We start from the raw sequence: 11,285 nt of genomic DNA, 5'->3' as shown, positions 1-11,285 counted from the left end.
ACGGGCCCCCACCTGCACTACGAACTGCGGGTCAACGGCAAGCCTTACGATCCGGTGAAAGTCGAACTGCCCGAGGCCAACCCGATTCCGTCCGAACACCGCGAGGATTTCCTGGCGGAAACCCGCGTGTCGATGGATCAGCTCGCACGGGTACGGATCGACAGCAGCGCACAGCCGATCCACCTGGCCCAAAACGAGCCCACCTCGAACGACTGAAACATGGCCACCGACACGCCAGGCCGGACGGACGGCGCCGAATTCTTCATCGGCGCCATGACCGGCACCAGCATCGACGGGCTGGACCTCTGCCTCGTCGATTTCTCCTTGTCGCGGCCAAGGCTCGTCGCCCACCACCAGCAGCCACTCGGTACCGAATTGACCGGCATGCTGCGCGCACTGGCGACCGCCAGCCACCCCTCCCCGCTACCCGGGGAATCACGTGACAGCATCGACCTGCTGGGCATGGCCGACCGGGCATTGGCCGAGGCCACGGCGGAAGGCATCCAGGCACTGCTCGATCACGCGGGCGTCGACCCGGACCGGGTGCACGCGATCGGTTCGCACGGACAGACCGTGCGCCACCGTCCCACTTGGGGCGAACAGGCCTTCACAATGCAGGTGGGGGACCCCAGCCGGATCGCGGAGCTGACCGGCATTCCGGTGGCCGCCGATTTCCGCCGGCGGGATCTGGCCGCCGGCGGCCAGGGCGCCCCCCTGGTTCCCCGGGCTCACGCCGCCCTGTTCCCGCCAACGCCCGACTCTGCGGCAACCATCGTCGTCAATCTCGGCGGCATCGCCAACCTTTCCATTCTCGAGCCCGGCAGGGAGCCGCAGGGTTTCGATACCGGCCCGGCCAACACCCTGCTGGACGCCTGGCACGCCCGACACCGCGGGGATCCCTTCGATGCAGACGGCGCCTGGGCCGCGAGCGGACGCTGCGACAGCGGATTGCTCGATCGGTTGCTGACCGACCCCTACTTCACGCTGGCTCCTCCCAAGTCGACCGGACCGGAACACTTCAACCTCGACTGGCTCGCCACGCGGGCCGACACGGTGCTGGGCGCGATGGACGCCGCCGACGTGCAGGCCACCCTGTTGGAACTCACGGCGATCAGCGTCGCCGGTGCGATGAGGCCCTGGCTGCCGGACAGCAGCGACGGCAAAGCGACCGAGGTGATCGTCTGTGGCGGTGGGGCCCGCAACTCCCGCCTTGTCGAGCGCCTGCGGGCGCAGGTGGAGTCGGCAGGCCGGGCTCGAGTGGTGACCAGCGACTGGCACGGCATCCCGCCGGAATGCGTCGAGGGGGCCGCCTTCGCCTGGCTGGCACGGCAACTGATGCGCGGAGAACCCGGCAATGCCCCGGCAGTCACTGGCGCCCGCGGGGCGCGCGTGCTGGGAGGCTGGTACCCGGCGTAACCAAGGTCCCGGGTGGCCGGGCCGCGGTGTTGTCGCCCCCAAACGAAATCGGCCCCGGGGCGGAAGCGCCGGGGCCGAGGTGATCAGCGGGAGCCGATGGAGCGGTATTCTCGCGGGCTCTCGCCCACGTAGACCTGGGTGGGTCGGTAGATGCGGTTGTTCGCGATCTGCTCCTTCCAGTGTGCCAGCCAGCCGGCCGTGCGCGAGATGGCGAAGATCGGCGTGAACTGGTCGCGCGGTATGCCGAGCTCGGCATAGAGCAGGCCCGAGTAGAAATCCACGTTCGGGTAGACACCCTTGCCGGCCAGATGCTCGGCGGCCTGGGTCTCCAACTCGCGGGCGATCTCGTAGAGAGGCGAGAGCTGCCCGCCGCGATGCTCGCGCAACTGCTCGAGCAGCCCCTGCAGGATATCGGCGCGCGGGTCCTTGACCTTGTACTCGCGGTGCCCGAACCCCCAGATCACCTCCTTGTTGGCCAGCTTCTGTTCCAGCCACGGCGTGACGTTCTCCACCGAGCCGATCTCGTCGAGCATCGCCAGCACGCGCTGGTTGGCACCACCGTGCAACGGACCGGCCAGCGTACCGATCGCCGAGGCGACCACCAGGTTCGGCGGCGCGAGGGTGGACCCGCAGACCAGCGAGGCGAAGGTCGAGGCATTGAGCGTGTGCTCGGCGTGCAGGATCAGGCAGGCGTCCATGATGCGCGCCTCGATCGGGTCGGGCTCGCGCTCGGTCATCATGTACAGGAAGTTCTCCGCGTAGGAGAGATCGGCGCGGGGCGCAACCGGGTCGTCGCCCTTGCGGATGTGCTCCCACATGGCCACGAGCGTCGACATGCTCGAGAGGATCTTGACGATCATCTGCTCGACGAACTCGCTGTCGGCATTCACGCCGTTGGCGGTCATGCGCTCCTGCCCCGGGTAGAACATGCCCAGGCTGGCCACGCAGGTCTGCAGGGCCTCCATCGGGTGCCCGTCGATGGGCAGGAACTTCATGATGTCACGCACGTTGTACTTCACGCGGCGATTTCGACGCAGTTCGGCATCGAACTCCGCCAGTTCCAGAGCGGTGGGCAGATCACCGTGGATCAGGACCCAGGCGGTCTCCTCGAACGTGCTCTGCTGCGCGAGATCCACGATCCGGTAGCCGCGGTAGGTCAGCAGGCCGGCCTGACCGTCCAGATACGAAATGGCGGACTGTGCCGCCGGCACACCCTGTAAACCCGGTACGAAATCCATCGACAACGCCTTGTTAAAACCCTGGAAGTGCAGGGCGCGGGCCGTGCCCACGCCGAAACCTGATCAGATGGAGAACGAGGAGCCGCAGCCGCAGGTCGTCGCCGCGTTCGGGTTGCGGATGACGAACTGCGCCCCGGAGACGTCCTCCTTGTAGTCGATCTCGGCACCCTCGAGATACTGGATGCTCATCGGATCGACCAGCAGCGTCACGCCGGAACGCTCCACCGCTGTGTCGTCCGGCTGGGCCTGCTCCTCGAACATGAAGCCGTACTGGAACCCGGAGCAGCCGCCGCCGGTGATGAACACGCGCAGCTTCAGATCGGGGTTGCCTTCCTCCTCGATCAGGGACTGGACCTTGCGCGCCGCATTCTCGGTAAAGACCAGCGGCGCGGCCTCGGGGGCCGCCTCGGCGACCATGGTGTCCGTTGCTTCACTCATCGCGTTCACCTCAAACGATTGCGTCCGCCCTGGGCCGCCATGAAGACCGGCAACCCGCCGGCGGACCGGCAAACCGACAGTCTATCAGACGATTGGCGGGAATTTGCCAGGCCGCTCAGGGCGACAGTGCGACCAGATCCAGCCCGGCGGTCTCCTCGCAGCCGAGCATCAGGTTCATGTTCTGCACGGCCTGTCCGGCTGCCCCCTTGACGAGGTTGTCGATCACGCTGGAGATCACCAGCATCGAGCCCCCCAGCGGACGATGGACGGCCATCCGGCAGAGATTATTGCCACGCACGCTGCGAGTCTCGGGGTGGCTGCCCGGCGGCATCACGTCGACGAAGGGCTCGTCGGCGTAGTAGCGCTCGTAGAGCACCTGCGGATCCTCCGACGGCTCGCCCGAGATGGGCAGGTAGACCGTGGACTCGATCCCGCGCACCATCGGCACCAGGTGCGGCACGAAGGTCAGCCCCACCTCGCGCCCGGACAGCGCCCGCAGCGTCTGGCTGATCTCCGGCTGATGGCGGTGACCGGCGGCGGCATAGCTGCGGACGCTCTCGCCGGCCTCCGCCATCAGGGTGTGCACGGCCGCCGAGCGGCCCGCGCCACTCGCACCCGACTTAGTGTCGGCGACGATCTGTCCGTGATTGACCCAGTCGGCTCCCATCAGCGGCATCACCGCCAGCGTGGTCGCGGTGACATGACAGCCGGGATTGGCCACCAACTCCGCCCCGCGGATCTCGTCGCGGTAGAGCTCCGGCAAACCGTAGACGGCACGCTCCACCCACTCGGGCGACGCGTGCTTCATGCCGTACCACCGCGACCAGACATCGAGGTCCTTGATGCGGTAGTCGGCGGCCAGGTCGACGACCCGCACCCCTGTCTCCAGCAGGGCCGGGGCCTCCTGCATGGCGATCCCGTTGGGCGTGGCGAAGAACACCAGGTCGCAGGCAGCGAGGTCGGTCTCGCCCGGGGCGGAAAAGACGAGATCCGTATGCCCGCGCAGACTGGGGAAGAGCGCGTCCACGCGCTTGCCTGCCTCTCCGCGCGATGTCATCGCGACCACCTCGACTTCCGGGTGATGCACGAGCAGGCGCATCAACTCGACCCCGGTATACCCGGTGCCTCCGACGATTCCGATCTTCTTCATTCCTGTCCTCGACAGCCTGTGCATGTCATGGGTTCGCGGATCGCCTCCCGGCGTCTGCCGCTGGAAGGACCGCCCGGTCGAATCCGGGCCCCAATCATGGCATATTAGCAGGGCCGTCATCGCGGGCCAGCGCATGCCCTGAACCCAACCGTCGTCACCGCTTCCCCGGGAGGCCCGGCTTTTGACCGCAACGCTCGCCCGCATCAAGGACTGGCTCGGCCGTCCGATCAGCCGTTTCATCGAACGGCTGCGGCTGCGCCTGGCCCAGCCCGATGCACTGCTCCAGGTCACGCTGCTGGGCCTGATCGCCGGCCTGATCGCCGCACTGCTGGTGGTCGCCTTCCGGCTGGCGCTCGAGGGCCTGCAGGTCTACGGGCTCGGACTCCCCGGCGCGGAACGATACGAGGCCCTGCCGCCCGAATGGCGTTTGGGCCTTCCCGTGATCGGCGCGTTGCTGCTGGGGCTGGCCTTTCACCTGCTTCCCGTCGGTCTGCGCAATGTCGGCGTCGGCCACGTGATCATCCGTTTCCACCGTTTCGGCGCCGACATGCCCTGGCAGAACGCCGTGGTGCAGTTCGTCGCCGGCATCTGGGGCCTGCTGATCGGCCTGACCGGCGGGCGCGAAGGCCCGGGGATCCACCTGGGCGCCTTCAGCGGCAGCCTCCTCGGGCACACGCTCGGGCTGCCCAACAACAGCGTGCGCACCCTGTCCGGCTGCGGGGTCGCGGCCGCCATTTCCGCCGCCTTCAACACCCCGCTGGCCGGCGTGATCTTCGCGCTGGAGGTGGTCATCAAGCAATACACCCTCGCCAGTTTCCTGCCGGTGATCCTGGCCTCGTCCATGGGCGCGCTGCTGGCCACCACGGTCTTCGGCCCCGAGACGCTCTTCAGCATCGAGATCCACCACCAGATGTCCTTCTGGGAAGTGCCCACCCTGCTGGCGCTCGGGCTGATCATCGGCACGATGGCCGCCGGCTACATCCGGATCGTCGAAGGCACCATCGCCCGCAGTTGGGACTGGCCGGTCTGGGTACGCTTCACCGCCGCGGGCGTGGCCACCGGGGTGATCGGCTTCTGGATCCCGGAGATCATGGGTATCGGTCACGACACGACGGACCTGGTCGCGGCCGCGGGCCTGACGGTAGGGGCACTCCTGGTGATCGCCCTGGCCAAGTGGTTCCTCGCCAGCCTCACCGTCGGCCTAGGTCTGCCGATCGGCACCATCGCCCCGGTACTGATGATCGGGGCGGTGATCGGCGGCACGGTGGGTAGCACCCTCTACCATCTCGGGCAGATCCCGATGTCGGACGTCGCCTTCTATACCGTGGTGGGCATGGGCGCGATGATGGGCGCCACCCTGCAGGCGCCCCTGGCCGCCCTGGCGGCGGTGCTCGAACTGACCAGCGATACCGGCGCCATCCTGCCGGCAATGATCACCATCGTGGTCGCGGGGCTGGTCAGCCGCATGGTGTTCGGCAAGGACGGACTGTACGACGCCATACTGCGGGCGAACGACCAGCAGATGCCGGGCCCGTCGCTGTGGTTCAACGGCGACAACATCGGCGTCTCCAGCATCATCGAGCGGCGGGTCGCCGAGGTGAACTGCCCCTGCAACCTGGGCCGCTTCGAGCAGGCGCTCGAGGAGAAGCCCGCCTGGCTGGTCATCCGCGACGAGAACCGTCAGGCCATGGGCGTGATCCGCTATGCACCCGCTCGCGCCGCCTTCGACCAGGCATTCAACCAGGCGCTGTTCGACGCTCAGTCGCAGGCCGAACAGGCGCGCAAGGCGAGCAGCGAGGAGGCTGTGGAAGCTCAGGAGACAGAGCAGCCAGCCGCCGAGTCGGGGGTCGAAGGCGATGAAGCGATGACCACCGAGGCCGTCGACATGGAGACGATCGCCCAGCAGGTCCGCGAGGAAACCCTGATCAACCCGAGCGAGATCAGCGGCTTCTACCGCGCCGCCGACGTCGAGGTGGGCTATACACTGACCCAGGCCCAGCGCGTCATGCGGGAGAACGATGTCGAGGTGCTGGTGGCCCGACGCATGATCGGCTCGCCGCAGGCGCGCACGCTGGGCGTGATGACGGCGGCCATGCTCGAGCAGGCCATTGTCGAGCGCTGATACCCGGGAACTTCAGCGACAGGCTGAAGTCTGTTTCGGGTGGCGCCACGCCGCCATCCACGAATGTCGTTGATGTTCAATCCGCCCTGCCCTGAGTAGAGGGACCGAAGATGACTTTGCGCACCGACAAGACCCCGACCCCGAACACGCCCGTTGCGGATTCGTGCCCCGATCCTGCACGACGCCGCCTGCTTCTGGGTGGTGCCGGGGCCCTCGCCGCCGTCGGTCTAGGCGGCTGCCTGTCCGGCAGCGGGCTGGATCTGTCCGACGCGACCGTCCGCGACCTGGACGGCAAGGAGATCGCACTCGACTCAATCAAGGGCTCGCCGACCGTGATCACCTTCTGGGCCACTACCTGCCCGGGCTGCGTGGAAGAGATCCCGCACATCCAGGAGCTCCACGACACCTATTCGCCCCGGGGTGTGGACGTGATCGGGCTGGCGATGAGCTACGACCCCGTCGAGCAGATAAAGAAGATGGTGGAGCAAAAGGACATGACCTACACCATCTGGCACGACACCAACGAGCAGGGCGCGCAGGCCTTCGGGCCGGTGCGCGTCACGCCCACCTTCTTCATTCTCGACAGCGCCGGTCGTATCGAGTACCAGAAGATCGGCTTGATCGACATGGATCGCGTCAGGGGCATTCTCGACGGCCTGACCGCCTGAGCACTCCGGCCGCTGGTCCCGCCGTCCCCCGGAGCGGGGCTGTTTTCGGTACAATTCAGGGTCTTCGAGCCGTGACTCCATCCAGGGAAGCTCTCAACGGCACATCCACCCAGGACCGCCGGAACAGGCCATGAACATCTCCATCAAGACCCCCGAGGAAATCGAGAAGATCCGTTACGCCAGCCAGCTGGCCGCCGAGGTGCTGGTGCTGATGCGCGAGCACGTGCGTGCCGGCATGACCACCGGCGAGCTCAACGAGATCGCTCACCGGCACATCACCGAAGTCCAGGGTGGCACGCCGGCCACCCTCGGGTATCACGGCTTCCCCGCCTCGATCTGCACCTCGCTCAACCACCAGGTCTGCCACGGCATCCCCGGCGACAAGACATTGCGCGACGGCGACATCCTCAACATCGACGTCACGGTGATCAAGGACGGCTGGTACGGCGACACCTCGGCGATGTACACCGTCGGCAAGCCCTCGGTGCGAGCCGAGCGCCTGATCGAGGTCACGCACGAGGCCATGATGCGCGGCATCAATGCCGTCCGCCCCGACGCGACCCTGGGCGACATCGGGCACGCCATCCAGTCCTACGCCGAGGCAAGCGGCTTTTCGGTAGTGCGCGAGTACTGCGGCCACGGCATCGGCCGCAACTTCCACGAGGACCCGCAGGTGGTCCACTACGGCCGCCCCGGCGAGGGCGTGCGCCTCAAGCCCGGCATGACCTTCACCATCGAGCCGATGATCAACGCCGGCAAGAAGGACATCAAGCTGCTGGGTGACGGCTGGACGGTGGTCACCAAGGACCACTCGCTCTCCGCCCAGTGGGAACACACGGTCGCCGTCACGGAAGACGGGGTGGACATCCTGAGCCGGCCGCCGGAGTAGACCGGCGAGCTCCCGCGGACTCCCATGAACCCTCCCCCCGAGAACCCGTTCAGCGACCAGACGACCTTTCCGAGCGATCGTCCCCTGGCCCGCCAGCTGGACGCGTTCAACGAACACTGGCCCATGGCACTCGCCGGGAAGAACGAGGCTCGCGCATTCATCACCGAGGTCACCGCCCGGGTGGACAGCGCCCTGCGGCAGCTCTGGCAGGATCGGCTCGTGGGCCTTCCCTGCGCACTGCTGGCCGTGGGCGGCTATGGTCGCGGCGAGATGTTCGTCCATTCGGACATCGACGTGATGGTGCTCACCACCGACCACGAGCACGACGAGGCCGTGCAGGCCTTCCTCTACACCCTCTGGGACACCGGCCTGTCGATCGGCTACGCGGTGCGCAGCTTCGATGAATGCATCGAGGCTGCCGAGGACCCGACGGTCTACACGAGCCTGCTCGAGGCCCGGCTCGTCGCCGGGGACAACGCCCTGTTCGAGCGTCTGGACGAGGCCATCCGTGACGAGTCGGCCTTCGCGGCCCGCTGGTTCTTCGCCGCAAAGCTCGACGAGCAACGCGACCGCTACGAGGCCAACGACAACGTCGGCACCAAGATCGAGCCCCACATCAAGGAAGGGCCCGGCGGATTGCGGGATATCCACACCATCCGCTGGCTCGCCAACCGCATCGATGGCGCGCCGACCCTCGCGGCCATGCACCGGGCGGGGCTTTTGCGCGATGACGAGTTCCGGGCTCTCGCGCGGGCCGAGACCCTGCTGTCCCAGATCCGCATCGGCCTGCACGGGCTGGCCGAGCGCGCCGAAGAACGGCTGCTCCTAACCCACCAGAAGACCCTGGCGACCACCTTCGGCTACGAAGGCGAGCAGGACGGCAACCTTGCCGTCGAGCGGTTCATGCAGCATTTCTTCCGCGCCACCATCGAGGTCGAGCGGCTGTCACGACTGCTGATCCAGAAGTGGCGCGAGCGGCTGTACCCCGAGACACTCGAACCGGTCGAACGGCTCAATCCGCGCTTCATCAAGCGCGGGCAACTGATCGAGACCCGGGACGCGCAGGTTTTCATGCGGTCCCCCACGGCGATTCTCGAGCTGTTCCTTCTGCTCGCCGAGCACCCGGAACTGGAGGGCATGACGGCGGCGACGGCCCGCCAGCTGCGCGCCAACCTGTCGGTGATAGACGCTGGCTTCCGCGCCAACCGCCAGGCCAAGCACCTGTTCATGCGCCTGCTTCGCGCCGAGCGCGGCGTCTACCTCGCGCTGCGCAACATGAATCTCACCGGCGCGCTGGCCGCCTACATTCCGGCGTTTGCCCCGATCGTGGGCCTGATGCAGTTTGACCTGTTCCATGCCTACACGGTCGACACGCACACCCTGCTGGTGATCCGCAACCTGCGCCGCCCCGCCCTGCCGGAGTACCGCGAGGAGAACCCCACGGCGGCCGAGGCCTTCAGCCGCATCCCTCGCCCGCAGGTGCTCTATCTCGCGGGCCTGTTCCACGACATCGCCAAGGGCCGGGGTGGCGACCATGCGCTGCTCGGCGCGGTGGACGCCCGCGAGTTCGCCCGCAGTCACGGCCTGCCACGCGCGGACGTCGACCTGGTCGGCTGGCTGGTCGAGCAGCACCTGTCACTGTCGTTCACGGCCCAGCGCCAGGACATCGAGGACCCGGAGGTCATTCGCCGCTTCGCCGGGGAGATCGGCAGTCCCGAGCGGCTGGACTACCTCTACCTGCTGACCGTCGCCGACATCCGCGCGACCAACCCTCAGTTGTGGAATTCCTGGCGCGACTCGCTGCTTCGCCGCCTGTTCGATCTGACCCACCAGCACTTCGCCGAAGGCGTGCGTTCGACGGCGCAGATCGTGCGCGAGACGCGGCGCGACGCCAACCGGCAGGGTTCGAGCGAAGGGATGGACGCGGCCAAGCTGGCCGCCTGGCTCTCGGGCATGCCGGAGGAGTACTTCCTCCGCAACGAGATCCACAACATCCTGCGCCACTCAAGGGTCGCCATCGATGCCGACCTGCCCGCCCTGACGATCAACGACGACCCGGACCACCAGGCCACGCAGATCCTGATCCTGGCGCAGAACCACCCGGCCCTGTTCGCCCACGTCGTGGCGGGCATCGACCGTGAGGGACTGAACGTGCAGTCGGCCAACATCACGGTCATCCCGCGCCCGCTGGTGGCCGAAAGCGGCCTGAATGCCATCGACATCGCGGGCAACCGCGAGCAACTGCCCGAATCGGAACTCATCCTGCTGGAATTCTTCGTCCTCGACCGTCAGGGCCGGCCGGTGAGCGACCCCGGCGCCATCGAGGCCCTGCACGACCGGCTCAGGCAGGTGATCCACCACCCCGGTCGAGCCCTGTCGGTCACGCGGCGCCGGACCCCGGCCCAGCTCTCCAGCCTGGACGTCGACACCGAGGTGGAATTCTCTCCCGACATCGCCCGGGCGCGCACCATGATCCAGGTGCTGGCCAAGGACCGCCCCGGCCTGCTGGCCGACCTGTCGGACACCCTGTGGCGCATGGGCGCGATCCTGCTGCACGCGCGCATCGCCACGCTGGGCGAGCGCGCAGAGGATGCTTTCTTCGTCGTCGACCAGAATGGCCACCCGATCAACGACCGCGAGCACCAGCAGGCGATTGCCGAGGCCCTGACCCTGGCTGCGAAGGGAACCCAAGAAGCATGAACGCCATCGACCACAACGCACCGGCAAACCAGCCACCAGGCGACTGGGCACTGCTCGACGAGCGGCGCGACTTCCTGGTCGTCGCCAAACCGGAACGGATGCTGTCGGTGCCCGGCATCGGGCCGGAAAAGCAGGACTGCCTGATCCACCGCGTGCAGATGGAATTCCCCGAGGCGCGCATCGTCCACCGTCTGGACTGGGACACCTCGGGCCTGCTGGTGCTGGCGCGCAATGCCCGGGCGCATTCGTTTCTGTCGAAGGCCTTCGCCGCACGCGACGTGGACAAGACCTACGAGGCATTGATCGACGCCCCGCTCGAACCCGCCGAGGGGCTGATCGACCTGCCGATCGGCAAGGACCATGAGCGCCGGCCGCGCTACCGCATCGACCCGGAGAGCGGGCGTCCATCGCAGACCCGCTACCGCGTGGCCGAACCGGTGGAAGACGGCATTCGGATCATTCTCGAGCCGATCACCGGACGCTCGCACCAGCTGCGCGTGCACCTGCTGGCCCAGGGGCGCCCCATCCAGGGCGACTCGCTCTATCACCCCGAGGCCAACCGCCACGCGCGCCTGATGCTGCACGCCGCGCGGCTGGTCTTCCCCGACCCGGAACATCCGGACGCCCCCAAAGTCGACTACCACTGCGAACCGCCGTTCTAGGG

Annotated in this window: 9 protein-coding genes and 1 pseudogene; 7 read left to right on the top strand and 3 right to left on the bottom strand. The window is 67.5% G+C overall.

The genetic code is table 11. The features are described from left to right. Together ACESL5_RS08790 and ACESL5_RS08785 are read left to right on the top strand one after the other, a co-directional pair. Positions 1–216: pseudogene (locus tag ACESL5_RS08790) on the top strand (peptidase M23); the annotation flags it as partial. 3 nt (positions 217–219) lie between these two features. After that, entirely contained in the window at positions 220–1,416 is a 1,197-nt protein-coding gene (locus ACESL5_RS08785) for an anhydro-N-acetylmuramic acid kinase (RefSeq protein WP_372592411.1), read from the top strand. An 83-nt stretch (positions 1,417–1,499) separates the two neighbouring features. Here the strand turns inward: ACESL5_RS08785 and ACESL5_RS08780 are convergent, their stop codons facing one another. From ACESL5_RS08780 to argC, 3 genes are all read right to left on the bottom strand, one after another. Next, on the bottom strand, positions 1,500–2,705 hold the full coding sequence (locus ACESL5_RS08780; protein WP_372592410.1) for a citrate synthase: 1,206 nt from the start codon (positions 2,703–2,705) through the stop codon (positions 1,500–1,502). Between the two features lie 12 nt (positions 2,706–2,717). After that, the gene (erpA, locus tag ACESL5_RS08775) at positions 2,718–3,092 is read right to left on the bottom strand and encodes an iron-sulfur cluster insertion protein ErpA (RefSeq protein ID WP_372592409.1); all 375 of its coding nucleotides are present in this window, start codon (positions 3,090–3,092) and stop codon (positions 2,718–2,720) included. A 115-nt stretch (positions 3,093–3,207) separates the two neighbouring features. After that, a complete protein-coding gene (gene argC / locus ACESL5_RS08770) occupies positions 3,208–4,242 on the bottom strand; it encodes an N-acetyl-gamma-glutamyl-phosphate reductase (protein WP_372592408.1) in 1,035 nt (344 codons plus the stop codon). 181 nt (positions 4,243–4,423) lie between these two features. On the opposite strand from argC, the gene ACESL5_RS08765 reads away from it, so the two are divergent. From ACESL5_RS08765 to ACESL5_RS08745, 5 genes are all read left to right on the top strand, one after another. Next, positions 4,424–6,364 carry a chloride channel protein gene (locus ACESL5_RS08765; protein WP_372592407.1) on the top strand — a complete coding sequence of 647 codons (1,941 nt, stop codon included), beginning with the start codon at positions 4,424–4,426 and terminating at the stop codon, positions 6,362–6,364. Between the two features lie 110 nt (positions 6,365–6,474). Continuing rightward, the gene (locus tag ACESL5_RS08760; RefSeq protein ID WP_372592406.1) at positions 6,475–7,032 is read left to right on the top strand and encodes a peroxiredoxin family protein; all 558 of its coding nucleotides are present in this window, start codon (positions 6,475–6,477) and stop codon (positions 7,030–7,032) included. Between the two features lie 130 nt (positions 7,033–7,162). Beyond that, the gene (gene map / locus ACESL5_RS08755) at positions 7,163–7,921 is read left to right on the top strand and encodes a type I methionyl aminopeptidase (RefSeq protein WP_372592405.1); all 759 of its coding nucleotides are present in this window, start codon (positions 7,163–7,165) and stop codon (positions 7,919–7,921) included. Between the two features lie 24 nt (positions 7,922–7,945). Continuing rightward, entirely contained in the window at positions 7,946–10,621 is a 2,676-nt protein-coding gene (glnD, locus tag ACESL5_RS08750) for a [protein-PII] uridylyltransferase (RefSeq protein ID WP_372592404.1), read from the top strand. Next, positions 10,618–11,283, top strand: coding sequence for an RluA family pseudouridine synthase (locus ACESL5_RS08745; protein WP_372592403.1), 666 nt, complete (start codon positions 10,618–10,620; stop codon positions 11,281–11,283). Before glnD ends, ACESL5_RS08745 begins: the two co-directional genes overlap by 4 nt. Positions 11,284–11,285 lie beyond the last annotated feature (2 nt).

Origin of the sequence: Guyparkeria sp. (assembly GCF_041687595.1) — a bacterium.
GTDB lineage: Bacteria > Pseudomonadota > Gammaproteobacteria > Halothiobacillales > Halothiobacillaceae > Guyparkeria.
Note: the sequence above shows the minus strand (reverse complement) of the source record. Positions and strands in the feature narration are given on the sequence as shown.

Excerpts from the sequence above, each read along its gene's own strand:
- erpA (WP_372592409.1), bottom strand. The coding sequence starts at position 3,092 with ATGAGTGAAGCAACGGACACCATGGTCGCCGAGGCGGCCCCCGAGGCC.
- glnD (WP_372592404.1), top strand. The coding sequence starts at position 7,946 with ATGAACCCTCCCCCCGAGAACCCGTTCAGCGACCAGACGACCTTTCCG.
- ACESL5_RS08745 (WP_372592403.1), top strand. The coding sequence starts at position 10,618 with ATGAACGCCATCGACCACAACGCACCGGCAAACCAGCCACCAGGCGAC.
- argC (WP_372592408.1), bottom strand. The coding sequence starts at position 4,242 with ATGAAGAAGATCGGAATCGTCGGAGGCACCGGGTATACCGGGGTCGAG.
- map (WP_372592405.1), top strand. The coding sequence starts at position 7,163 with ATGAACATCTCCATCAAGACCCCCGAGGAAATCGAGAAGATCCGTTAC.
- ACESL5_RS08785 (WP_372592411.1), top strand. The coding sequence starts at position 220 with ATGGCCACCGACACGCCAGGCCGGACGGACGGCGCCGAATTCTTCATC.
- ACESL5_RS08760 (WP_372592406.1), top strand. The coding sequence starts at position 6,475 with ATGACTTTGCGCACCGACAAGACCCCGACCCCGAACACGCCCGTTGCG.